The sequence below is a fragment of the Acidovorax delafieldii genome, assembly GCF_007993815.1.
GTDB lineage: Bacteria > Pseudomonadota > Gammaproteobacteria > Burkholderiales > Burkholderiaceae_C > Acidovorax > Acidovorax delafieldii.
In genome coordinates this window covers 735,191-757,438 of the sequence record NZ_VJWE01000011.1, presented here as the reverse complement: position 1 = coordinate 757,438, position 22,248 = coordinate 735,191, and the positions used below count along the sequence as shown (strand labels likewise).

The window sequence follows — 22,248 nt, the reverse complement described above, 5'->3', positions numbered from 1 at the left end:
GTGCGCAGAGGCTCCCGGCCTTCTGCGCACCCCATGTGCCGTCATATCAATTGCAGCGCACGTCTTCGTTGAAATACTTCTTGGAGACGGCGGCGTAGCTGCCATCGGCCAGCACTTCGGTGAACGCCTTGTTCCAGGCATCGGCCAGGCCGGTGTTGCCCTTGGCCATGGCGGGGGCGATGCGCTCGATGAACAGCATGTCGCCCAGCTTGAAGCCGGCCTTGGCGTTCTTGGCAGCGGCTTCCTTGGCCACGAACTTGTCGCTGACCCAGGCGTCCACGCGCTTGGAGATCAGGGCACGCTGGGCGTCGGTGTCTTGCGGGAAGTTCTTCACTTCCTTCACGCCGCTGACCTTCTTGACCTGCTCCAGGTAGCTGGTGCCGGTTTGCACGGCCACGACCTTGCCGGTCAGGTCCTTGGCGTTGCGGATCTTGTCGTCCATGGCCACGATGATGCCGCCCGAGCAGTAATGGGGGTTGGCAAAGGTCACGGCCTTGGAGCGCTCGTCGGTCACACCGTGCGAGGCGATCACGGCGTCCCAGCGGTTCTGGCCCAGGCCGGTCAGCAGGGCGTCAAAGCCCAGGGTCTTCCATTCGAGCTTCAGGCCCATCTTCTTGACCACCAGCTCCGCCACTTCCACCTCAAAACCCGTCAGCTTGGTGCCTTCGAAATAGTTGAAGGGAGCGAACTGGCCCTCGGTGGCCACGATGATCTTGCCGTCCTTCTTGACTTCGTCCAGCGTGCGGGCCTGGACGGCGAGGGCAGCGCACAGCGCCACGGCGGTGACAACGGCAGACTTGAAAAATTGCATGACAGGTTCCTGTGGGGGTGGTTCAGGTACAAAAAATCCGGCCTGCGGGTAGGCAGGCCGGAGCGGGTGGATGCGGACATCGCCATTGGCGATGGGCCTCGTCATCAAACGGAAACGTGCGGAAATTATAGGACGCGCGTTCACATTCGGGCCATGCAGGGCAACCCCGATGACCTCGGGGCGCCCTGGTGGTAGGCCTTGCGGGGCGTTGCAAGTTGGGTGCCACCCTGGCGACCGACACCCGGTGCGTGAAGAGCAGGCCTACCGCAGAAAGGCGTCGTACCCCGTCTTCAGGATCAGGGTGCTCACCACCACGATGAAGATGCCCCGCACAAAGCCGGTGCCATGCTTGAGCGCCATGTGGGTGCCGAGCAGGCTGCCCAGCACGTTGGCCACGGCCAGCGTCACCGCAAAGTGCCACCACACATGGCCCTTGGCGGCAAACAGCGCAATCGCGGCGATGTTGGTGGCGCAGTTGAGCAGCTTGGCCGACGCCGACGCATTCAGAAAGTCATAGCCCAGCAGTCGCACGAACAAAAAGACGAAGAAGCTGCCGGTACCCGGGCCAAAGAACCCGTCGTAAAAGCCGATGAGCACACCAATCAGGCAGGCGGCGATCACCTCGGCCCGGCCCGCAAACCGGGGGGTGTGGTGCCGCCCCAGCTCCTTCTTGGCCAGGGTGTAGAGCAACACGCCCAGCAGCACCAGGGGCAGCAGCTTGCGCAGGAAGTCGGCCGACACCACGGTCACGGCCCAGGCGCCCACGAACGAGCCCGCAAAACCGGCGGCAGCAGCAGGCAGCATGGCCGACCAGCGGATCTGCACCTTGCGGCTGTATTGCCAGGTGGCCATGGCGGTGCCCCAGACCGAGGCCGCCTTGTTGGTGCCCAGCAGGGTGGCTGGGGGCGCCCCCGGAAAAGCTGCAAACAGCGCGGGCACCATCACCAGTCCACCGCCTCCCACGATCGCATCCACAAAGCCCGCGAGCAGCGAGGCCAGGGTCATCAAAATCCATTCCATCGCAGGATTGTCGCACCGGGCCTGCTATCGATTCAGGACCGCTCTGGATCGAGCGGGCAAGAAAAAGGCGCTGGGATCGCCAGCGCCTGAAAGGGTTCACACCTCGTTGGGTGTTTTGAATGTGGTTCTTGGTAGAAAGGTTGTCTCCTCGGGCCCCTCGCTTGGCACACCGAAGCGCGCTTTCGAGTGCCGTGACTGTAACGGCTGCACCCTGCTGGTGCATTGGGGGTTTCCCGCCCCCCGTTGTTGGGCGCCGGACGGCTTGTGGGGGCGCCCGGTGCCCCGATTCGGTGGCATCTGGCTGGCATGGCTCGTGCAATGCGCTTGTAACAAATTGCGAAAGGGAGCGTGCATGCGTGCAGTCAACCACCGGGTGTTTGCGGTCGTGTCGTTGTGTCTGGGGCTTTGCACCTGCGCGCTGGCCCAGGGCGTGCCAGAGGCTCCTGCAGTCGCGGCGCCCCTCACGCGCCCCGCCTTGGTGGCCCAGGACACGGTGAATGCAGCCCATACCGGCTGGATGATGACCTCCACCGCCCTGGTGCTGCTGATGACGCTGCCAGGCATTGCGCTGTTTTACGCAGGCATGGTGCGCAGGAAGAACGTGCTCAACACCATGGCCAGCGTGGTGGCCATTGCAGCGCTGGTCAGCCTGCTGTGGTTTGCGGCGGGGTATTCACTGGCCTTCACACCGGGCAGCGCCTGGCTCGGCGGCTGGGACCGTGCTGGCTTTGCCGGGCTCGACTTTCAGCTGGAGGCGGGCAAGCTGGCTGTGAGTCACATTGCGCCGCTGATCCCGGAGTCGGTGTACGCGATGTTCCAGCTCACCTTTGCCATCATCACGGCCGCGCTGCTGGTGGGCGCGTTTGTGGAACGCATGCGGTTTTCGGCCATGCTCGTCTTCATCAGCCTGTGGACACTGGTGGTCTATGCGCCCGTGGCGCACTGGGTGTGGGAGCCGGGTGGCTGGCTGGCGCAGATGGGCGCGCTGGATTTTGCGGGCGGCTCGGTGGTGCACGTGAATGCGGGCGTCGCGGGGCTGGTGTGCGCCTGGTTTCTGGGCCGCCGCGCGGGGTATGGGCGTGAGCCGTTTGAGCCCTACAACCTGGGGCTCACCATGGCGGGCGCGGGCATGCTGTGGGTGGGCTGGTTTGGCTTCAACGCGGGCTCTGCGGTCGCGGCCGATGGGCGCGCCGGGCTGGCCATGGCAGTGACGCACCTGGCCGCTGCGGCCGGTGCGCTGTCGTGGATGCTGGGTGAGTGGGTGGTGCGCGGGCGCCCGTCGCTGCTGGGGCTGTGCTCCGGCCTGGTGGCGGGGCTGGTGGCCATCACACCTGCCGCCGGTTTTGTCACGCTGCGCTCGGCCGTGGTGATTGGGCTGGTGGCCGGGCTGGCCTGCTACTGGGGCGCGACGGGGCTCAAGCGGCTGCTGCGGGTGGATGACTCGCTCGACGTATTTGGCGTGCATGGCGTTGGCGGCATCGTGGGGTCACTGCTCACCGGTGTGCTGGCCAGCAAGACTGTGGGCGGGGTGGCGGGCAGTCTGCTGACCCAGGCCATCGGCGTGGGCGCCGTGGCGGCCTACAGCCTGGTGGTGACGGCCGCGCTGCTGTGGGTCATCAACTTTGCGATGGGCCTGCGGGTGGACGAACAGAGCGAACAGACGGGGCTGGACATTGCCCAGCACCGCGAGCGCCTGGGCGGCTGAATGAGCCCCGGAGAGACCCGGCAGGCCTTCCCCGCTCTCGCATCGTTGCGCAACGCGGGCAAGCAGGTGCTGTCCGATGGATGACCCCAATGCATTAAGGAGCCGACCATGTCCGATTCCGACAAGCTGGCAATTGCCGCCCACCTGCATGTGCTGTTGCGGCGCAAAACGGGTCGCGTGACCGATACCGAATGGATGGCGGTCAACGCCGACTATGCGCAGGAGATCGTGCGGTTCGCGCGCCAGCGCGCTGTGGATGACAACGCGCCCGATCTGGCCGAGTGGGCCGACCGCCTGGAGCACGCCCTGCACGCCACTCCCCTTGCAGCGCCGCGCCGTCCGCTGCTGGATGTGGCGGCGCAGGCTGTGCGCTCGCGCCCCGCATCGCCCCCCGAGCCCGCGCCCGAGGTGCCGCGCTATGTGGGCGGCATCCGCTGAACGCTGCAGCGACCTGGGCGCCGGGGCTTGCAAAGATCAGTGGGGCGCAGTGCCCTGTGTGAACAGCCCGGCCGTGGGCAGCAGCCCGGTCAGCTGGTTGTCGCCGTAGGTGCGCAGCACCTGCGCAATCACCACCTGGTAGCCATTGAGCCACTGCGCCTGCGCGGCCTTGGCCTTCAGGTGCGCGGGGTGTTGCATCAGCGTTTGCAGCGCTTCCAGCGACTGCCAGTAGTACACGTTGGACACCAGGCCGTTGCCCGTGTCCGTCCAGGACTCCTCGCCCAGGTAGCCGTCGATGGAACGGGCGGCGGTGGCGATCGCCTCGTCCAGGCGGTGAAAGGCGTCGTCGAACTGTTTGGTCGCAAAAATGAAAGTGGAGGAGTACATCGGCGCGATGGTACTCACGCCGCCCGCCTTGCCTGGATGATCCACTCCGCCGCCTTCTCCGCCATCATCAGCGTGGGCGAGTTGGTGTTGCCGCTGGTGATGGTGGGCATGGCGCCCGCATCCACCACGCGCAGGCCGGCCACCACGCCGCCGCGCCCATTGCGCACGCGCAGTTGCGCGTCCAGCACGGCCATCGGGTCGCCGTCGCGGCCCATCTTGGTGGTGCCCACGGGGTGGAAGATGGTGGTGGCAATGTCACCCGCCAGGCGCGCCAGGTCTTCGTCGCTTTCAAACTGCACGCCGGGCTTCCACTCCTGCGGCTGGTATTTGGCCAGCGCGGGCTGGGCCACGATGCGGCGCGTGACGCGCAGGCTGTCGGCGGCCACCTGGCGGTCTTCGGGCGTGCTGAGGTAGTTGGGCGCGATGGCGGGCGCGGCCTTGAAGTCGGCGCTCTTGATGTTCACCGTGCCCCGGCTGGTGGGGTTGAGGTTGCACACGCTGGCGGTGAAGGCCGGAAAGCTGTGCAGCGGCTCGCCAAACGCATCGAGCGACAGGGGCTGCACGTGGTACTCGATGTTGGGATAGGGCTGGTCTGGGCTGCTGCGGGTGAACGCACCGAGCTGCGAAGGCGCCATGCTCATGGGCCCGCTGCGCTTGAGCGCATATTCGAGCCCGATCTTGGCCTTGCCGACCAGCGAGTTGGCCATGGTGTTGAGCGTCTGCACCCCTTGCACCTTGAACACCGCGCGGATCTGCAGATGGTCCTGCAGGTTGGCGCCCACGCCGGGCAGGTCCACCGCCACATCGATGCCATGCTGGCGCAGCAGTGCGGCGGGGCCGATGCCCGACAGCTGCAGCAGCTGGGGCGAGTTGACGGCGCCTGCGCTCAGGATCACCTCGCCCGCCGCGCGGGCCGTGACCATCTCGTGGCCGTCCCACACCAGCACGCCGGTGCAGCGCTGGCTGCCATCGGGCTGGGTCTCGATGAGGAGCTTGGACGCCTGCGCGCTGGTCCACATCTCGAAGTTGGGCCGGCCATAGCAGGTGGGACGCAAAAAGGCCTTGGCGGTGTTCCAGCGCCAGCCGCTTTTCTGGTTGACCTCGAAATAGCCCACGCCTTCGTTGCTGCCGCTGTTGAAGTCGTCGGTGGCGGGGATGCCGGCCTGCTGCGCGGCGTGGGCAAAGGCGTCGAGCACGTCCCAGCGCAGGCGTTGCTTCTCCACCCGCCACTCGCCGGTGCTGCCGGTGGCCTTGTTGCCGTGCAGGCGTTTGAAATTTTCGTTCACGCCTCCGGGCTGGTCCAGGCGCCAGTGGTCTTCGTGGCGGCGGAAGTAGGGCAGGGCGTTGTCCCAGCGCCAGCTGGCGTCGCCCGTCAGCTCGGCCCACTGGTCATAGTCGCGCGCCTGGCCGCGCATGTAGATCATGCCGTTGATGCTGCTGCAGCCGCCCAGCGTCTTGCCGCGTGGGTAGCGCAGGGTGCGGCCGTTCAGGCCCGCGTCGGGCTCGGTGTTGTAGAGCCAGTCGGTGCGTGGGTTGCCGATGCAGTACAGGTAGCCCACGGGGATGTGGATCCAGTGGTAGTCGTCCTTGCGGCCGGCCTCGATCAGCAGCACGCGGTGGCGGCCGTCGGCGCTCAGGCGGTTGGCGAGCAAGGCACCGGCTGTGCCTCCGCCGATGATGATGGTGTCAAACGTGGTGTCGCTCATGGAGGAGGGGCGGTGCCGATCAAAGGTGGTAACGGTGGGCCATTGTGCGGATGGGGCAGGCCCTGTCGATAGGGTGTGTGCCTATTGCTACACTTTTGGTAGCTGCTAATGCTTGAATTGATTGCGCTTGGCGCTGATTTGATAATAATTACACGCTTCGCCGCCTGTCTGTGCTTGACAGGCTCGTGTCCGACAGCGCGTGCAGGATTCGCTCCGCTACCATGCACGCTCTTCCTTGCTGCTTCTTGACGACCCCACCCCTGCGGCTGCCCTGGCGGCCAGACCCATGACCGACCACGCTCCCCACATCGTCCGCGCCGATACGCCCCAAGGGCCGTGTGCGCAGCTGCGTGGGCGCTGGGGTGCGGCCGAGCTGGGCAACGCGGCGCAATGGGAGGCCGTGTCGGACCAGCTGCGCGGCGCACCCCCCGCCCCCACGCTGGGCTGGGACCTGCGGGAGCTGCAGTGGCTGGACCATGTGGGCGCGCAGCTGCTGTGGAACCACTGGCAGCACGCCTGGCCCGCAGAGCTGGCCTGCACCGACAGCCAGCGCACCATGCTGGCACGGGTGGCTCAGTTCACCTGTGTTGCACCGCCGCCTGAGCCTTGGCGCCTGGGCGAACAGGTCGATCACCTGGGCGTGCTGGTGCTGCACGGTGTGGACCATGCCCGCCACCTGCTGGAGATGGTGGGCCAGCTAGTGCTGGACCTGGGGCGCCTGGCACGCGCACCGCGCAAGGGGCCATGGCGTGATGTGTCCGGCCATTTGTACCGCATGGGCGCCACGGCGCTGCCCATCACGGCGCTGGTGGGGTTCCTCATCGGTGTGGTGCTGGCCTACCTGATGAGCCTGCAGCTGCGGCAGTTTGGTGCCGAGTCATTCATCGTCAACATCCTGGGCATTTCGCTGATCCGCGAGCTGGGGCCCATGCTGGCGGCCATCCTGGTGGCGGGCCGCTCCGGCTCGTCCATCACCGCACAGATCGGTGTGATGCGGGTGACCGAGGAGCTGGACGCCATGCGCGTGATGGGTATCCCGCACGGGTTCCGGCTGGTGATGCCACGCACCTTGGCGCTGGCGCTGGCGATGCCGCTCATCAGCGTGTGGACCACGCTGGCGGCGTTGGCGGGCGGCATGCTGGCGGCCGACATCTCCATGGACATCTCGCCGTCGTACTTTGTGCAGGCACTGCCCGCAGCGGTAAAGATCGGCAACCTGGGCCTGGCCATGGCCAAGTCGGTGGTGTTTGGCGCGTTCATTGCGCTGATCGGTTGCCACTGGGGCCTGCGCGTCAAGCCCAACACCCAGAGCCTGGGCGAAGGCACGACGGCGTCGGTGGTGTCGTCCATCACCATGGTGATCATTGTGGACGCGCTGTTTGCCATAGCGTTCAAGAACATCGGCATATGACTGAGCGCATCGCCAAGCCCGAACACATCGCCGTCGCGCCCGGCGAGCCGCCCATCGTGGACGTGCAAGGCCTCTGGACGCAGTTTGGCAAGGGCGACGAAACCTTCACCGTGCACCAGGACCTGAACTTCACCGTGCAGCGCGGCGAGATGCTGTCGCTGGTGGGCGGGTCGGGCACGGGCAAGACGGTGTTGCTGCGCCAGATCCTGGGCCTGGCTCGGCCCACGCGCGGGCAGGTCACCGTGCTGGGCCGGCCCGCGTCCGAGATGGGGCGCGAGGGGGCTGCCAGCCGGGTGGGCATGCTGTTCCAGCACGGCGCGCTGTTTTCGGCCTTCAACGTGCTCGACAACGTGGCCTTTGCGCTGCGCGAGCAGGGCACGCTGCCGCCCGAGCTGGTGCGCGATGCCGCGCTGGTCAAGCTGCAGATGGTGGGCCTGCAGCCCGAACACGCCACGCGCATGCCGGCCGACCTGTCGGGGGGCATGGTCAAGCGCGTGGCGCTCGCCCGCGCGCTCATCATGGACCCACCGCTGCTACTGCTCGACGAACCCACGGCGGGCCTGGACCCGAGCAGCTCTGACGACTTCTGCGCGCTGCTGCGCGAGCTGCGCGCGGCGCTGGGGCTCACGGTCATCATGGTCACGCATGATCTGGATACGCTGTTCGCGCTCAGCACCCGCGTGGCGGTGCTGGCGGACAAGAAGGTCATCGTCACTGGTCCGCCGCACGAGGTGGCGCACTATTCGCATCCGTTCATCGAGCACTTCTTCATGGGCGAACGTGGCCAACGCGCCATGGCCCCCGTGCCCCCTGTGCAGCAGGCCCCGGTGCAGACCGCCGCCGTGCCTGCGCCCGACAAGGAACATCCCTGATGGAAAACAAATCCCACGCCCTCGCCGCAGGCATCTTTGTGCTGGTGGTGGCCGCCATGCTGGCAGGCCTGGCCATCTGGCTCACGCGCGACAACGCCAACTACGAGCAGTACGAACTCTCCACCCGCGACGGCGTGAGTGGCCTGCAGCCCCAGGCCACCGTGCGCTACAAGGGCGTGGCCGTGGGCAAGGTCACGCGCATCGGGTTCGACCCCCAGGTGAGCGGCAACGTGCTGATCCGTATTGCGGTCAACGAACAGGCGCCCATCAGCCCCACCACCTTTGCGGTGCTGGGCTACCAGGGCGTCACCGGCCTGGCACACGTGCAACTGGACGATGCCGAGAAGCCCTACCCCGAGCTGCCCCCCGGCCCCAGCGGCCTGCCGCGCCTGCCGCTCAAGCCCTCGCCGTTTGGCAAGCTGGCCGAACAGGCGCCCGCCATCCTCGGCCAAGTCGAAGAGGCCACGCGCCGCATCAACCAGCTGCTGGGCGACAACAACCAGCAAAAGCTCACCGAGGCGCTGTCCAGCATCGGCCAGGCCGCCGGCAGCGTCAACACCCTGACCCAGCGGCTCGATGCCACCGTGGCCCAGCGCCTGGACCCGGCCCTGGCCGCGCTGCCGCCCCTGGCCAGCGATGCGCGCCAGACCCTGCAGTCATTGCAGCAGGCGGGCGCCAGTGTCTCGGCCCTGGCGGTGGACCTGGGCAAGACCAACCAGCGGCTCAACGCCGAGGGCGGCGCCATCGACCAGATCACCGCTGGCACCCAGTCGCTGGCGCGCGCAGCGGACCAGTTCAGCACCGCGACCCTGCCCCGAGTGAACCGCGCCGCTGACGACACGGCCCGCGCCGCCCGCCAGATGGGCCGCGCTGCGGGGGGCATCAGCGACAACCCGCAGTTGTTCATCTATGGCTCGGGGCGCATCCCGCCCGGGCCGGGTGAGCCAGGGTTTGGCGGCGCCCCGTGAGCTGGACCCCCTCCCGCGCTGCATTGGTGGCGCAGGCCCTCTGTGAGGAGTGAACATGAATACTATTAAAAATATAGCAACCAAGGCATATTCATCTAGCGCTACTGCGCTGTGGGGCTGTGGTTTGGCGGCGGTGCTGCTGCTCACGGGCTGCTCAGCCCTGCCAGCGCCTCCGGCCCGCCCCGTGCTGTATGACTTTGGCCCCGGCCCGCTGGCCACCGTGCCTACCGACCGCCGTGCGCCCCTGCCTCCGCTGGCGATGGCCGATATGGATGCCCCCGGCCTGCCCGAGGGGGGGAACGCCGTGCTGTACCGCCTGGCCTATGCCGACGCCCAGCAGCTGCGCCCCTACAGCCAGGCCCGCTGGAGCCAGCCGCCTGCACAGCTGCTGCAGCAGCGCCTGCGCGAGCAACTGGGCCAGCGCCGCGCCGTGCTCAAGGCCGACGACGGCGCCGCCCAGGCCCGCGAGTCCGCCCAGGGCAACAAGTTGCCCCTGGTGCTGCGCACCGAGCTGGAGGAGTTCAGCCACCTGTTCACCAGCCCCAGCGACAGCGCCGGGGTGGTGCGCCTGCGCGCCACGGTGGTCGAGCTGACCCCGGCGGGCGAATCGCTGCGCGGCCAGCGCGTGTTCATCGTGCAGCAGCCCGCCAAGTCGGCCGATGCGGCGGGCGGCGTGGCCGCTCTGGCAGCGGCGTCGGGCCAGCTGGCCAGTGAGCTGGCGGCGTGGGTGGAGCAGGTGGGGCAGTAACGCAACAGGTCTTTGTGGCGAGAGCCTGTAGGCAAGGCGCTGGCTTTGGCCGTTGCGCCACGCAGCGCGCGTGGCCGTCAGGTGCCCGGCGGTGTCGGGGACGGGGGCGCGGTCTCATGGCGTTCAATGCCCGTCACCACCCGCGCATAACGTGCAAAGCTCCAGTACGCCCAGGCCCAGTCCAGCAGCACCACCAGCCGGTTGCGAAAGCCGATCAAAAAGTACACGTGCGCAAACAGCCAGAACAGCCATGCAAAGTAGCCTGAGAACCGCACTGGCCCGGCGGGCGATGTGAGGTCCACCACGGCGGAGTTGCGGCCGATGGTGGCCAGGTTGCCGTAGTCGCGGTAGCGAAACGGTTGGGTGGGCTGGCCCGCCAGGCGGCGCAGGATGTTGGCCGCCGTGGCGCGGCCCATCTGCTTGGCGCCCGGCGACACGCCGGGCACGGGCGTGGGCTCATGGCCTGCCACGTGGCTCTTGGCTGCCGCCAGGTCGCCGATCACGCTGATCTCGGGGTGGCCCGGCAGCGTCAGGTCGGGCTCCACCACCACGCGGCCCGCGCGGTCGGTGCTGGCACCGGTGGCATCCGCCAGGTGGCGGCCCAGGGGTGACGCAGCCACACCCGCTGCCCATACAATGCATTTGCTATTTATTTGATAGCTGTTTGCGCTTGATGTACTAGCGCTTGCAGGCGATTCGACCTTCAAGCCATCGCTGTCGATGGCGGTGACGCGGGCGCCCAGGCGCACGTCCACGCCCAGCTTTTCCAGTTGTTCCTTGGCGCGCTGACTCAGGGCCTCGGGCATGGCCTGCAGCACGCGTGCACCGCCTTCGAGCAGGATGATCTTCGCGCTCGCGGGGTCGATGTGGCGGAACTCGCCAGGCAGCGTGTGGCGCGCAATCTCTGCCAGCGTGCCGGCCATCTCCACGCCCGTGGGGCCTGCGCCCACGACCACAAAGTTGAGCCAGTCTGCGCGGCGTGCGGGGTCGGGCTCCTTCTCGGCCGCCTCGAACGCCAGCAGGACGCGGCGGCGGATCTCGAACGCGTCGTCCAGCGTCTTGAGCCCGGGCGCGTAGGCCGCCCACTCGTCGCGGCCAAAGTAGCTGTGCGTGGCGCCGGCGGCCACGATGAGGTGGTCATACGGCAGCGTGGCGCCGTCTGCCAGATGCACGGACTGCTGGCCCACGTCGATGCGGATGACCTCGCCCAGCAAGGTGGTCACGTTGCGCTGCTGCCGGAACAGGTGCCGAATGGGCGCCGCAATGGCCGGGGCCGACAGCCCGGCCGTGGCCACCTGGTAGAGCAGGGGCTGGAAGAGGTGGTGGTTGGTCTTGTCGACCAGGGTCACATCCACCGCCGAGCCTTGGAGGGCCCGGGCGGCTTCAAGGCCGCCGAATCCGCAACCGATGATGACCACGCGGGGGCGAAGCGGGGCAGCAGAGGGAGTCGTCATGCTGCCATTATTGGGGAGCCGTGGAGGCCCCAGGCCCTTGCCGTGGTCGCGACCTGCAGGCCCCCGGGTCACGGGGGCTCCATCGAGTCACAGGAACCCCAGGTCCACCGGGTAGTCCGGCCGCCCCGCCGCTGCGCCAAAGTGCGTGATGTTGGGCAGCACTCCCGCCATTTCGTTGTCGGCCACGCCAAACCACTTGGCCAGGGTGGCGGCGTACTGGTCCACCGAGGTGGACGGCAGCAGGCGGCCCTGGCCCACGTGCCACTGGTCTTCTGGGGCTGCGGTGCTGCCCACACTCACCGGCGGCGCGCTGCCGTAAAAGGCCTTGCCCTTGACCGCGCCGCCCACCATCAGGTGGTGGCTGCCCCAACCGTGGTCTGAGCCGTCGCCATTGGAGCTGAGCGTGCGGCCAAAGTCGGAGGCGGTGAAAGCCGTGACTTTATCGGCCACTCCCAACTCCACGGTGGCGTTGTAGAACGCCGTCATGGCCTCGCTCACACGCTGCAGCAGGCCGGGCTGTTGCGCGATGAGGTTGTCGTGCAGGTCAAAGCCGCCCAGTGACACCATAAACACTTGCCGCTTGCTGCCCAGGGTGCTGCGCGCACCAATGAGGCGCGCCACCATCTTGAGCTGGTTGGCCAGGGAGTTGTTGCTGGGGAAGGTGGTAGCCAGCGTCACGCCAGCGAGACCGTTGGTGATCTGGCTTTCGGCCGCCACGGCGCGGGTGGTCACGCGGTTGTACTCGTTCTCCAGCGTCTGCGCGCGTGGCTGCTGGATCAGCGAAGTCAGTGCGCTCTGCACGGCAGATGACCCGTAGACCCGGTTCTTCACACCATTGATGGCCACGGCCCCATTGGTGCTGACCTGGTACTGCAGCGCCGAGTCGCCCGACAGGAACACCGCATTGCCCGTGACCGAGATGCAGGTGAACAGCGAATTGCCGTTGGAGGACAGCGCCAGGTCGCCGATGTTGCCACCCCAGCCCACGGTGGAGCCCTCGGGCGAGGACGATTGCCATACCGACTGCTGGTCGTTGTGCGAGAACAGCTTGGGCGGCACCGGGTAGGTGGTGCGGTCGGCACTGTTGTACTGGGCGCGCGTCAGCGGTACCACCAGCGGGCCCACGTTGAGCTGCACGGCCGCCTTGCCGCTGTTGAACAGGCCGGCCAGCCCCGTCATGGCCGGGTGCAGCGCGTACTGGCGGCCGCCGGGCAGGGGGACGGTGGGCGTCAGCAGCGTGGGGGTGAGGTCCGCTTTGGCGAGCGCGATTCCGCCAGCGCTCTGACCCGCCCCACCGCCCCGGATGGCGCTGTAGCGTGTGTAGCTGTCGTCGTCATAGGTGATGACGGTGTTGGCATAGTCGTTGCCGCCGTACAGGAATACGCAGACCAGCGCCTTGTAGTCCGTGGCGTTGAAGGCTGCCGCCTCTCCAATGGCAGCCAGGTTGAGCGCAAAGGGCAGGGCTGTGCCCGCAAGGCCCAGCTGGGTGGAGCGGCGCAGAAACGCGCGGCGGGTGTGGAGTTCGGGTTGAAGCAGGTGCATGGCAGGGCTTACTTTTGAACGAGGTATTCGGCCGAAGCCATGACCAGGAAGACGGCGGCCGCCACGCGGTCGAGCTTGACGGCGTCGGTGCTGGCGGCGGTGACGGGCGTTGCTTTCAGCGCGTCCGCAATGAGCTTGACGGTGGCTGCGGACAGCTGGCCTGCGCACATCAGCAGGTTGATGCGTGCGAGCAGTGCGTCCGCATCCGCCGCGATGGCCAGCTCGTTGGCGTAGCTGGCCTTGATGTCGTACCCGTTGTTGGAACTACTGGCATTGTTGGGCAGCTCCGGGGCATTCACAAAGATGCCGTTGCGGATTACGCCCTGCATGTAGTTGAGGTAGCCCCCCACGCTGCTCTCATTGACCAGCTGGAATTCGGGGGCTACAGCGCCTGCGGTAGCCAATGCCGTGGACGGCGGCACATAGCCGGGCCGGAAGAAATTGAACACGGAGGGAGATCGCAGTGGGCTTTGGCCCAAACGGGACCCCAGATCGCTCAGGTCGCCAATCTTCCAGGTGCCTCGGGCGGAGTTCAATCCAAAGGTGCGGCCCCATTGCACAAAACGCAGCATGGGCTCGCGCAGCTTGCCGAAGGTCGGCTGAGTAAGCCCTGCCGGTGAGCGGGCCTCGTCGTCCAGCAGGATGGCCATGATCACCGCACGCATGTCGCCGCGCACCCCCGCCCCGTTGTTGTTGAACACTGATGCCACTCGCGCCACATAGCCAGGCGATGGGTTGCTGGTGACCAGGCGCTGGATGAGCTGCTTGCCAATGAACGGGCCCACGTTGGGGTGGTTGAAAAGCGTATCCAGCGCGCTCTTGAGGGCGGCTGCGCCCGGCGTGTTGGCGGGTATGGTGGCGCCCAGGAAAGTGGCCGCCAGGGTGGAGTGGCGAGAAGCATTGAGCGCCATCGGAAGGCGCGTGTAGGTAGTGTTGGGGACCACGCGCGTCGTACCTGGAACCGTGATCGGAACGTTTTGTGACTGGTCGTAGTCGTAGCCTGTGAACACCCGTGCCAGGTTGGTCACGTCATTCATGGTGTAGCTATCGATGGGTTTGCCGTTGCCGTCCAGTCTGGGCGTGCCATCAAGATTCAGCTCTACCAGCCCGATGGACATGAGCTGCATCACCTCACGCGCGTAGTTCTCGTCGGGCTGTCGGCCGGTGGCAGCGTTTTCCTTCTGGTTGCCCCGGGTGTTGAGGTAGTAGCCCATGGCGGCGTTCAGCGTCACGTTTTCCAGCACGGAGCGGTAGTTGCCAAACGCGTTGTTCACCAACTGGTCCCAGTACCAGGCCATTGCATGGCAGCGCCAATTGATATCCACGCCATTGGTGGAGACCACGCAGATCTCCGAGAGTGCGAGCGCAACGCGCTTTCGCAGGCCATCGGTTGACTTCATGAGCTGATACCAGATCATGTAATCGGCGGGGTAGGAGTTGTCGTAGTAAGCCGTGTCGTTGCTGACAGCTGCATAGCCGCGATCATTCAGCCAGTCCCAGCCGCTGGCGCCCGGGTGTCCATTGAATTGTCTGCTCAGCCAATCGGCGTATGTGCTCGAGCGCAGCGCCGCTATCTCTTCCGTGGATGCCGAAAACTGGGCCTGCAGGAGAAACCGGGCAGCCTCGCTGTCGGTGGTCGGAGCGGGATAAGAAAACCCATCGGATATGGGCCGTGGCATGACCCCTCCGTCCAGCGCGCGCGTGGTGTTGTTGTCGGCACTTCCGCCTCCGCAGGCGGTCACTGCGCTGGCTGTCGCTAGTGCCGCTAAAAACGGCGCCGAACTACCTGGACGCTGGGCAGGAACGGAATCGGGGATGAAGGCGGCGCCCTCTGTTATCTCTGCGACCTCGGTCGTCAGAGTTTCCGCGTATGAATTGGTCATGGTGATTGAGATGGAAACCCGCGCAAAGCAGAGTGCGCAGGCACCACTTAATCACATGCCGCGACCACTTGCAAACACAAGTGTTACCAAGCGAAACATTGCTGGAGGTTCCTTGAGAAGCAGGGCATCTGGTGATGGGCGGTTGCAACACTTTGTACCCCTGGTGAGCCCTTGTTGGGCATCCGCCAGAGGGCGGGCACCGTTGCATCGGCGATGTCCGTCACGCCCGTAGTCCTGTGCTGACGTGTGCTGCGTGGCATGGACTACGGCGCCGTCGCCAGATCATTTTTACAGTGAATTCCATCGCATCACGCAAAGGTTCCACGCACTCCGAGTGGATGGCTGAAGCGAAGTTTTTTGAGGAGTCACACCATGAATGAAGACACCATCAAGGGCAACTGGAAGCAGTTCAAGGGCAAGATGATCGAGCAGTGGGGCAAGCTCACGAACGACGACTTCGATGTCATCGACGGCAAGCGCGAACAGTTCCTGGGCAAGCTGCAAGAGCGCCAGGGCATCGCCCGCGACGTGGCCGAAAAGCAGCTCAAGGAATGGCAAGACCGCCACCCCGACTTCCGCTTCAACGACTGATAGCGCGACCGCGCTGCGGGGCTTTCGCCCCGCCCCCGCCAGGCCACCCCTGGCGCACCGCCCCTACAAGATTCACACCCATTGCATTCAATTTCATTGAGGAGAAAACCATGACATTCCAACGCACCCTGATCGCGGCCTGCGCCGCCGGTTTGATGGCCACCACCGCTTTTGCCATGACCCCCGCAGAGCACAAGGCCGCCAAGGACAGCATCTCGGCGGACTACAAGATGAACAAGCAAAAATGCGATGCTCTCAAGGCCAACGCCAAGGACATCTGTATGAAGGAAGCCAAGGGCACCGAAGACGTGGCTAAGGCCGAGCTCGAAGCCCAGTACAAGCCCAGCGCCAAGGCCAGCCAGAAGGTGGCTGAAGCCCGTGCCGACGCCGCCTACGCTGTCGCCAAGGAAAAGTGCGACGACCTGACCGGCAACGCCAAGGACGTGTGCGTGAAGGATGCCAAGGCTGAGCATGTGAAGGCCAAGGAAAACGCCAAGGTGGCCGCCGCCCAGGCCAAGCCTGCAGACACAGCGGCCGAGAAGGCCGCCAACGTGGCCGAGGCCCGCAAGGACGCCACCGCCGAGAAGAATGAAGCCAACTACAAGACTGCCAAGGAGCGCTGCGAGACGATGACTGGCGACCTCAAGTCCAAGTGTGTGGACGACGCCAAGCGCATGTACGGCCAGAGCTGATGGGGCGGGCGCTGGGCGCCCGAATCCCTTGCACTACCAGGCCCTGCCCGCCACGCGCGGTGCAGGGCCTGGCTGCGTATGGCGTGGCCATGACCTGCATCAACACCCGGCTGGGCCGGGGCTTCTAAGCTCGCACCTTCGTTTGATCTGCCCGCCCAAGGAGTCCCATGGCCCACCTCGAATGGTCTGATGCGTTGAACCTCGACCTGCCCCTGATGGATGACACCCACCGGGAGTTCGTCGACTTGCTGGCCGCTGTGGACCAGGCCGGTGACGCCGACCTGCTGCCCCGCTGGTGCACGCTGGTGGAGCATACCGAGCAGCATTTCGGGCAGGAAGACGACTGGATGGCCTCCACCCGATTTGCATCGGGCAACTGCCACAGCATGCAGCACAAGGTGGTGCTGCAGGTGATGCGTGAAGGCACGGCCCGCGCCGAACAGGGCGACCTGAAGGTGCTGCGCGTCATGGCCAGCGAGCTGGCGCTGTGGTTTCCGCAGCATGCGCAGAGCATGGATGCCTCGCTGGCCCTGCACCTGCGCCGTGTGGGGTTTGACCCTGTGACCGGCGTGGTGCACGCTCCCGGTGCGTTGCCGGGTGCGTTGATTCACGGTTGCGGTGGGGCCATGTGTTCGGATGCCGACGCCCCGGGTGCCAGCGAGCCCGCTGCCCAACGCGATATCGCGCCCGCTGTGGCCGCCTGACAGCGACGCAGCTGCGCTGTCTGTCCGCAGCGGCAAGCGTCAGCAGACGCTGAACGAACAAACGAGAGGCAGGCACTGCAGGGCCAGAGCACCACTCTGGCGTGACCCAGGGGCCATCGGGCTTCCACCCGTGCAGCCGTCCTGCTTGTGTGGCATGCTGCCCCATCTCAAGGCAATTGGGGGCGGCGCGGCCGCTTCGCATCATGGCCGACACCACCCCTCCCGACGACCCCTGCGACGACACGGCCCGTCTCCAGGCCCTGCAGCGCTACGGCATTCTCGACACGCCCATGGAGCCCGCCTACGACGAGCTGGCCGACCTGGCGGGCTACGTGTGCGAAGCGCCCGTGGCATTGATCAGCCTGCTGGACAGCCAGCGCCAGTGGTTCAAGGCCGCCCGTGGGTTTGCGCTGCGGGAAACCCCGCTGAGCGAGTCGGTGTGCCGCTATGCCATCCGCCAGTCCGGCGTCTTCATCGTGCCCGACCTGGCACAAGACCCGCGCTTTGCGCACTATGCGATCGTCACGCAGAAGAACCCCCTGCGCTTTTACGCCGGGGCGCCGCTGGTCACGCCCGATGGTTTTGTGCTGGGCACGCTGTGCGTGCTGGACCACCGGCCGCGTGAGCTGTCAGCCAAGGTGCAGGACCTGCTGTCCGCCCTGGCGCGCCAGGTGATCCGGCTGCTGGAGCTCAAGAGTGCCAACGACCGCCAGGGCCAGATGCTGATGGAGCTGGAGGCGGCGCGCCACCAGATGGCGGTGCTGGCCCACACCGATGTGCTGACCGGGTTAGCCAACCGCCGCTCGTTCACCGATCGCCTGCGCCAGGAATGGGCACTGCTGCAGCGGGGCCACGAGCCGGCCTGCCTGCTGATGATGGACCTGGACCACTTCAAGCGCGTGAACGACGTGTACGGCCACCATGTGGGTGACCAGGCCCTGCAGCTGTTTGCCACCCTGTGCCGCGACGCCTTCCGCGCGGCCGATGTGCTGGGGCGCTGGGGGGGCGAGGAGTTTCTGGCCCTGTTGCCCGCCACCGGTCTCGACCAGGCACAGGTGGTGGCCGAGCGTGTGCATGCGACGCTGGCCGCCCACCCGCTGCCCGGCATCGAGCCGGCGCTGGTGCTGTCGGTCAGCATGGGGCTCACCCTGTTCGACCCGCTGCGGCCGCTGGACATCACCCTGCGCCTGCTGGACTCTGCGCTCTATACCGCCAAGCGCGAGGGGCGCAGCCGCACCGTGGTGGTGTAAATGCTCTGCTTTTGATAGCTGCTGGCGCATATTGCACTAGCGCTACCACCCGTTTTTACTAAAAATTGTGTCCCAGGGGCCTGCGCACGGCCCCCGGGACACCTTCAGAACTCCGGGCGGCGCGGCAACAGCAAGGCCGCTGTGCGCCACGCCAGGTCGCGCAGCGCCCGGCGCAGGGCGGGCGAATCTGCAGCGCCGCTTGCAGGCCCTCCGTGGCTGTGGTCCGCCTCGGTACGGTGGGGGCAAAAGGCTGCGTCCAGCACCTGCTGCTTGGCGCAGTGCAAGGCCAGCCGGTCCTGCGACCGCAGCGCCGCCATCAACTGGTCGCGGTGGCGCTGCACGCGGGCCGCTTCGGCGGCGGTCAGCGCAGGGCCCCTTGCGGGGCCGGTGCTGGCGGGCGGCGTCAGTGCCTGGGCCTGCGCCAGGTACTGGGCCCAGCGGGTGGTCTGCGGGGCGGCGTTCATGCAGCCTCCGCGCGGGGGGCTGCGGGGCGCTGCATGGGCGGCATGGTGGGGCGCGGGGGCGTGCCGCCTTGCGACAGGCCGTACCAGTTCACCTTGCGCGTCAACACCATCACCGCTGCCAGCACCAGGAAGAGCGCAATCGCACCTACCACCAGCGCCGTCTGCTCCAGCTGCAGCAGCACGTACAGCAGGCCATACAGCAGCGCAATGCCCGCCCCCAGTGGCACACCGCGCGTGAGCCCGCCCAGCATGTGGCTGGCGTAGTAGGCCAGCAGCAGCACACACGCGCTCGCGGCCACCGCGTACGAAATGCCAAACGGCAGGTGCTCCGACAGGCTCACCAGCAGCAGGAAGAAGCTGCACAGCGCGCTGCCCACCAGCAGGTACTGCACCGGGTGCACGCGCAGCTTCTTCATCAGCTCGAACAGGCCCACGGCCACGAAGGTGAGGGCGATGAACAGCACACCGTACTTGGTCGCGCGGTCCGACAGGGAATAGGGATTCACCGGGTCGATGAAGGCCACGCTGAAGCTGTCGGCGCAGTCGCCCGGCGTGGCCCCGCTGTGTGCATAGTCGCTGCCCTCATCCGCACCCAGGCAGATGCGCTTGCCGTTCGCAATGTCGGCCTGCGCCGTGGTGGCCAGCGACGACAGGCGCCACTGGGCCGAAAAGCCGGTCTTCTTGACCTCACGTTCCGATGGCAGAAAGCGCCCGGCAAACGACGGGTGGGGCCAGCTGCTGGTCATCAGCACCTCGGTGTTGCCGCCCAGCGGCACGATGGCCAGGCGCTCGGTGCCCACCAGTTCCAGGTCCAGCGTGGCGGTCAGGCCATCGGCCTTGCCGCGCACGGATTCGGGCAGCACCGCGTGTAGGCCCCGGCTGTAGGTGGGGTGGAAGGTGCCAGGCTTGAGCGCCAGCGCCTGGCTGCCCATGGTGAACTGCGCAGTGCGGATGCCGCGCGCGTCGCCCACGGCCATCATCACGATGGGTGCGCCGCAGTGCATGCGCGAATTCTTCATGCTGCTCTGCGGCAGCAGGCTGGCCAGCGAACCCCATTGCGCCGTCACGTTGGCCTTGAGGTTGTAGGTGTTCACCTTGTGCAGCCCGCGCGCGCGTTCCTCCATCGCGGCGCCGGTGGTGAGCTTGAGCTGCTCGGGCATGGCGGTCAGGATGAACTCGCGGCGCCTTTCGACCATGCGGCGCTCCTCGCCCTTGCCGACTTCTTCATCCCAGCTTTCCACGCAGGCGCTGTGGATCATGGGGCCCATCAGCGTCTGCGGCCCGGCCAGGCTCTCGGCCACGCTCTGCGCGGTGATGCTGCGGTAGCGCAGACGGTCGCGCACCACGTCTTCGATCAGGCCCAGGCCAAAGAGCAGCAACACGGTGATGGCGGTCAGCGCCGCCAGCTTGGTGAACAAGGGGTGTTTGAACAAAAGATCCTCCACAAGTGACTGTTGTGGAGGCAGTGTTATGGCGCGCTGTGAGGGCGCTATGAAGTTTGTGAGGCCAGTGTGAAGTGGAGTGGGTGACGTGCGAAGTGAGGCGCTGGCAGAATCGATCGCCTGCGTCATATGACCGAGGAGTGCCATGCGAAAAACAGCGTCCCGCTTCATGCCCCCGGTGGCTGTCCACCCGCCATTGCGCTGGTCGGCGCGCTGTGTTCTGGTCGTGATGGCGGTGGCCTTCATGGCCGTGTTCTGAACGCACCCCGTGGCGGTGGGCGGCTCGCTCCTGGCGCTCGGCAGTCTGGTGGCCGTCCTGAGCCGGCACGAGGCCCTGCGCCTGGCCCGCATGGCGCAAAGCCGGGCGGGCGAGTCTATCTGCCAGTTCGCCCGCTCCATTGACTGCCGCCGTGTGGACACCTGGGTGGTGCGCGCGGTGTACGAGGAACTGCAGCGCAGCTTGTCTGTAGCGGTGGCAGTGCCCTTGCGCGTGACCGATCACCTGCAGCGCGACCTGCGCCTCGATGCTGACGATCTGGACGACTTGGTCGTAGACATGGCCCAGCGGTCCCGCCGCAGCCTGGTCGACACATCGGCCAACCCCCTGTTCGGCAAAGTGACCACGGTGGGCGATCTGGTCGAATTTCTCCAGGCTCAGCCCCGCCTCACGAACAGCGCGGTTTAGGCTCTGCGGAACTCCAGCGCCACCCGCAGCCCCGGCGCCGTATTGCGCGCCACCATCTGCCCCCCATGCAGCGCCATCACGCGCTGCACAATCGCCAGCCCCAGGCCCGATCCGCTGCGCTCGCCGCCCGGTCGTGCGGTGGTGAAGAAGCGCTCGCCCAGGCGCGGCAGCGCATAGTCCGGCACGCCGGGGCCGCTGTCTTGCACGGCCACCGTGGCGCCGTCCAGTTCCACCCGCACCGTGCTGCCTGCGGGCGCAAAGTCGATCGCGTTGTCCAGCAGGTTGGTCAGCGCCAGCGTCACCAGTTCGGCCTCCCACGGGCCGCTGGTGCCGTGCCCTTGCAATGCCAGCGTGATGCCGCGCTGCCCCGCGCGGGCGCGGGTCTGGGCAATGGCGGCCTCGGCGCAGTCGTGCAGCGCCACGGGCGCGCGGCCTTCGGCGTGCTGGCGCTGCTCCAGCTTGGACAGCTCCAGCAGCCGGTCGATGATGCGCTGCAGGCGTTCGCTTTGCTGCACCACCTGGGTCGCAAACTCGGCGCGGTCGGCGGCGGGCAGCTCGTCCTGCAGCAGCTCGCCCGCGCCCCGGATGGCGGCCACGGGGCTTTTGAGTTCGTGCGTGAGCGCGCGTACATAGCCCTCGATGTAGTCGCGCCCCTCCAGCCGCGCGCGCATGCGGTCCATGGCGCGGGCCAGGTCGCCCAGCTCGCCGGGCACCTCGGGAACGGCCAGGGCCGTGGGGGGCGGAAGAGTTGGGTCGTGGCGTTCGCCGTCGGCCGGGCCCTGCACGCTCAGCGCGTAGTCGCGCAGGCGGCGCACATTCCACACCATCCACAGCGTCACTGCCACCCCCACGGCGGCCGACAGCGCCAGCAGCAACAGCCCGCCCATGAACACCTTGCGCTCGGCCCGGTCGATGAAGCGCTGCACCGTGCGCGTGGGCTTGGCCACGGTGAGTACACCCGCGATCTGGCTTTTGACGTAGATGGGCGCGGCCACATGCATCACGCCGCTGGTGTCGTCATCTTCCACATCGCGCGTAGAGCGCGCGCCGTACTCGCCGCGCAGCGTGCGGGCTACGTCGCGCCACTGCGAATAATCGGCACCGATGGCGCGGTTTTCGGAGTCGAACAGCACGCGCCCCGTGGTGTCGGTCACATAGATGCGGTAGTCGAGCGACTGCTTGGAAAAGCCCCAGATCGCCGCGTCGATGGGCCGCGTGGCGTAGCGGCGCACGTGCTGGGCAAACGGACTGGTGCTGCTGTTGTTGGCCTGTGCTGCCAGCCGCCCGGCGGCCAGGTCTTCGCTGGCCAGCTCGGCCAGGATGTTGGCCGTGTCCACCATCATGTCTTCCATCACCTCGCGCACGCTGGGCTTGATCTCGGCCATGAACACGCGCAGCACAAAGAACGCGGCGATGCCGTTGATGAGGAAGAAGGCGAACAGCAGGCGGATGCCGAGGCGCATGGTGCGTTACTT

21 protein-coding genes are annotated in these 22,248 nt (G+C 66.8%); 11 read left to right on the top strand and 10 right to left on the bottom strand.

The window, feature by feature from the left end; genetic code table 11:
• Positions 1-46: 46 nt before the first annotated feature.
• Both ATF69_RS06190 and ATF69_RS06185 read right to left on the bottom strand, forming a co-directional pair.
• Positions 47-811 (bottom strand): ABC transporter substrate-binding protein, encoded by a 765-nt coding sequence (locus tag ATF69_RS06190; RefSeq protein ID WP_056057476.1) that lies wholly within the window; start codon positions 809-811, stop codon positions 47-49.
• 261 nt (positions 812-1,072) lie between these two features.
• Complete coding sequence (locus ATF69_RS06185; protein ID WP_015012153.1) at positions 1,073-1,831, bottom strand: sulfite exporter TauE/SafE family protein; 759 nt, start codon at positions 1,829-1,831, stop codon at positions 1,073-1,075.
• 352 nt (positions 1,832-2,183) lie between these two features.
• On the opposite strand from ATF69_RS06185, the gene ATF69_RS06180 reads away from it, so the two are divergent.
• Both ATF69_RS06180 and ATF69_RS06175 read left to right on the top strand, forming a co-directional pair.
• Positions 2,184-3,536 (top strand): ammonium transporter, encoded by a 1,353-nt coding sequence (locus ATF69_RS06180; protein WP_099731499.1) that lies wholly within the window; start codon positions 2,184-2,186, stop codon positions 3,534-3,536.
• A 108-nt stretch (positions 3,537-3,644) separates the two neighbouring features.
• Positions 3,645-3,974: a hypothetical protein gene (locus tag ATF69_RS06175; RefSeq protein WP_146870217.1), complete on the top strand. Its 330-nt coding sequence runs from the start codon at positions 3,645-3,647 to the stop codon at positions 3,972-3,974.
• Positions 3,975-4,010: 36 nt separating this feature from the next.
• On the opposite strand, the gene ATF69_RS06170 is transcribed toward ATF69_RS06175, so the two are convergent.
• The gene (locus tag ATF69_RS06170; RefSeq protein WP_056057483.1) at positions 4,011-4,361 is read right to left on the bottom strand and encodes an antibiotic biosynthesis monooxygenase family protein; all 351 of its coding nucleotides are present in this window, start codon (positions 4,359-4,361) and stop codon (positions 4,011-4,013) included.
• 14 nt (positions 4,362-4,375) lie between these two features.
• Positions 4,376-6,067 carry a GMC family oxidoreductase gene (locus ATF69_RS06165; protein WP_146870216.1) on the bottom strand — a complete coding sequence of 564 codons (1,692 nt, stop codon included), beginning with the start codon at positions 6,065-6,067 and terminating at the stop codon, positions 4,376-4,378.
• Between the two features lie 286 nt (positions 6,068-6,353).
• On the opposite strand from ATF69_RS06165, the gene ATF69_RS06160 reads away from it, so the two are divergent.
• From ATF69_RS06160 to ATF69_RS06145, 4 genes are read left to right on the top strand one after another with little or no spacing between them, the layout of a single operon-like run.
• Positions 6,354-7,478, top strand: coding sequence for an MlaE family ABC transporter permease (locus ATF69_RS06160; protein ID WP_099732256.1), 1,125 nt, complete (start codon positions 6,354-6,356; stop codon positions 7,476-7,478).
• On the top strand, positions 7,475-8,350 hold the full coding sequence (locus ATF69_RS06155; RefSeq protein ID WP_146870215.1) for an ABC transporter ATP-binding protein: 876 nt from the start codon (positions 7,475-7,477) through the stop codon (positions 8,348-8,350). Before ATF69_RS06160 ends, ATF69_RS06155 begins: the two co-directional genes overlap by 4 nt.
• The gene (locus ATF69_RS06150) at positions 8,350-9,318 is read left to right on the top strand and encodes an MlaD family protein (RefSeq protein ID WP_146870214.1); all 969 of its coding nucleotides are present in this window, start codon (positions 8,350-8,352) and stop codon (positions 9,316-9,318) included. The genes ATF69_RS06155 and ATF69_RS06150 overlap by 1 nt, the downstream gene beginning before the upstream one ends.
• 55 nt (positions 9,319-9,373) lie before the next feature.
• Positions 9,374-10,066: an ABC-type transport auxiliary lipoprotein family protein gene (locus tag ATF69_RS06145; RefSeq protein WP_146870213.1), complete on the top strand. Its 693-nt coding sequence runs from the start codon at positions 9,374-9,376 to the stop codon at positions 10,064-10,066.
• A gap of 77 nt (positions 10,067-10,143) precedes the next feature.
• Here ATF69_RS06145 and ATF69_RS06140 read toward each other — a convergent pair whose 3' ends face one another.
• The 3 genes from ATF69_RS06140 to ATF69_RS06130 all read right to left on the bottom strand — a co-directional run bounded on the left by ATF69_RS06140 (position 10,144) and on the right by ATF69_RS06130 (position 14,741).
• A complete protein-coding gene (locus ATF69_RS06140; RefSeq protein WP_146870212.1) occupies positions 10,144-11,520 on the bottom strand; it encodes an NAD(P)/FAD-dependent oxidoreductase in 1,377 nt (458 codons plus the stop codon).
• A gap of 87 nt (positions 11,521-11,607) precedes the next feature.
• The gene (locus tag ATF69_RS06135) at positions 11,608-13,062 is read right to left on the bottom strand and encodes a DUF1501 domain-containing protein (RefSeq protein ID WP_146870211.1); all 1,455 of its coding nucleotides are present in this window, start codon (positions 13,060-13,062) and stop codon (positions 11,608-11,610) included.
• An 8-nt stretch (positions 13,063-13,070) separates the two neighbouring features.
• Complete coding sequence (locus ATF69_RS06130) at positions 13,071-14,741, bottom strand: DUF1800 domain-containing protein (protein ID WP_425291763.1); 1,671 nt, start codon at positions 14,739-14,741, stop codon at positions 13,071-13,073.
• A gap of 576 nt (positions 14,742-15,317) precedes the next feature.
• On the opposite strand from ATF69_RS06130, the gene ATF69_RS06125 reads away from it, so the two are divergent.
• From ATF69_RS06125 to ATF69_RS06110, 4 genes are all read left to right on the top strand, one after another.
• The gene (locus ATF69_RS06125; protein WP_056057504.1) at positions 15,318-15,536 is read left to right on the top strand and encodes a CsbD family protein; all 219 of its coding nucleotides are present in this window, start codon (positions 15,318-15,320) and stop codon (positions 15,534-15,536) included.
• Positions 15,537-15,646: 110 nt separating this feature from the next.
• Positions 15,647-16,228: a hypothetical protein gene (locus tag ATF69_RS06120; protein ID WP_146870209.1), complete on the top strand. Its 582-nt coding sequence runs from the start codon at positions 15,647-15,649 to the stop codon at positions 16,226-16,228.
• Positions 16,229-16,395: 167 nt separating this feature from the next.
• Positions 16,396-16,932 (top strand): hemerythrin domain-containing protein, encoded by a 537-nt coding sequence (locus ATF69_RS06115; protein ID WP_146870208.1) that lies wholly within the window; start codon positions 16,396-16,398, stop codon positions 16,930-16,932.
• A 203-nt stretch (positions 16,933-17,135) separates the two neighbouring features.
• Complete coding sequence (locus tag ATF69_RS06110) at positions 17,136-18,182, top strand: GGDEF domain-containing protein (RefSeq protein WP_146870207.1); 1,047 nt, start codon at positions 17,136-17,138, stop codon at positions 18,180-18,182.
• A gap of 104 nt (positions 18,183-18,286) precedes the next feature.
• Here ATF69_RS06110 and ATF69_RS06105 read toward each other — a convergent pair whose 3' ends face one another.
• A complete protein-coding gene (locus tag ATF69_RS06105; RefSeq protein WP_244303664.1) occupies positions 18,287-18,646 on the bottom strand; it encodes a hypothetical protein in 360 nt (119 codons plus the stop codon).
• Positions 18,643-20,079 (bottom strand): cell envelope integrity protein CreD, encoded by a 1,437-nt coding sequence (gene creD, locus ATF69_RS06100; protein ID WP_146870206.1) that lies wholly within the window; start codon positions 20,077-20,079, stop codon positions 18,643-18,645. Before creD ends, ATF69_RS06105 begins: the two co-directional genes overlap by 4 nt.
• A 283-nt stretch (positions 20,080-20,362) precedes the next feature.
• Between creD and ATF69_RS06095 the strand changes: the two genes are divergently transcribed.
• Positions 20,363-20,773, top strand: a complete 411-nt coding sequence (locus ATF69_RS06095; RefSeq protein WP_244303663.1) for a hypothetical protein — start codon at positions 20,363-20,365, stop codon at positions 20,771-20,773.
• On the opposite strand, the gene creC is transcribed toward ATF69_RS06095, so the two are convergent.
• Entirely contained in the window at positions 20,770-22,236 is a 1,467-nt protein-coding gene (gene creC, locus ATF69_RS06090) for a two-component system sensor histidine kinase CreC (RefSeq protein ID WP_146870205.1), read from the bottom strand. The two genes, ATF69_RS06095 and creC, sit on opposite strands and share 4 nt — an antisense overlap.
• Positions 22,237-22,248: the final 12 nt, after the last annotated feature.

Coding starts and splice junctions, on each gene's coding strand:
- ATF69_RS06190 (WP_056057476.1), bottom strand. CDS start 811: ATGCAATTTTTCAAGTCTGCCGTTGTCACCGCCGTGGCGCTGTGCGCT.
- ATF69_RS06185 (WP_015012153.1), bottom strand. CDS start 1,831: ATGGAATGGATTTTGATGACCCTGGCCTCGCTGCTCGCGGGCTTTGTG.
- ATF69_RS06180 (WP_099731499.1), top strand. CDS start 2,184: ATGCGTGCAGTCAACCACCGGGTGTTTGCGGTCGTGTCGTTGTGTCTG.
- ATF69_RS06175 (WP_146870217.1), top strand. CDS start 3,645: ATGTCCGATTCCGACAAGCTGGCAATTGCCGCCCACCTGCATGTGCTG.
- ATF69_RS06170 (WP_056057483.1), bottom strand. CDS start 4,361: ATGTACTCCTCCACTTTCATTTTTGCGACCAAACAGTTCGACGACGCC.
- ATF69_RS06165 (WP_146870216.1), bottom strand. CDS start 6,067: ATGAGCGACACCACGTTTGACACCATCATCATCGGCGGAGGCACAGCC.
- ATF69_RS06160 (WP_099732256.1), top strand. CDS start 6,354: ATGACCGACCACGCTCCCCACATCGTCCGCGCCGATACGCCCCAAGGG.
- ATF69_RS06155 (WP_146870215.1), top strand. CDS start 7,475: ATGACTGAGCGCATCGCCAAGCCCGAACACATCGCCGTCGCGCCCGGC.
- ATF69_RS06150 (WP_146870214.1), top strand. CDS start 8,350: ATGGAAAACAAATCCCACGCCCTCGCCGCAGGCATCTTTGTGCTGGTG.
- ATF69_RS06145 (WP_146870213.1), top strand. CDS start 9,374: ATGAATACTATTAAAAATATAGCAACCAAGGCATATTCATCTAGCGCT.
- ATF69_RS06140 (WP_146870212.1), bottom strand. CDS start 11,520: ATGACGACTCCCTCTGCTGCCCCGCTTCGCCCCCGCGTGGTCATCATC.
- ATF69_RS06135 (WP_146870211.1), bottom strand. CDS start 13,062: ATGCACCTGCTTCAACCCGAACTCCACACCCGCCGCGCGTTTCTGCGC.
- ATF69_RS06130 (WP_425291763.1), bottom strand. CDS start 14,741: ATGCCACGGCCCATATCCGATGGGTTTTCTTATCCCGCTCCGACCACC.
- ATF69_RS06125 (WP_056057504.1), top strand. CDS start 15,318: ATGAATGAAGACACCATCAAGGGCAACTGGAAGCAGTTCAAGGGCAAG.
- ATF69_RS06120 (WP_146870209.1), top strand. CDS start 15,647: ATGACATTCCAACGCACCCTGATCGCGGCCTGCGCCGCCGGTTTGATG.
- ATF69_RS06115 (WP_146870208.1), top strand. CDS start 16,396: ATGGCCCACCTCGAATGGTCTGATGCGTTGAACCTCGACCTGCCCCTG.
- ATF69_RS06110 (WP_146870207.1), top strand. CDS start 17,136: ATGGCCGACACCACCCCTCCCGACGACCCCTGCGACGACACGGCCCGT.
- ATF69_RS06105 (WP_244303664.1), bottom strand. CDS start 18,646: ATGAACGCCGCCCCGCAGACCACCCGCTGGGCCCAGTACCTGGCGCAG.
- creC (WP_146870205.1), bottom strand. CDS start 22,236: ATGCGCCTCGGCATCCGCCTGCTGTTCGCCTTCTTCCTCATCAACGGC.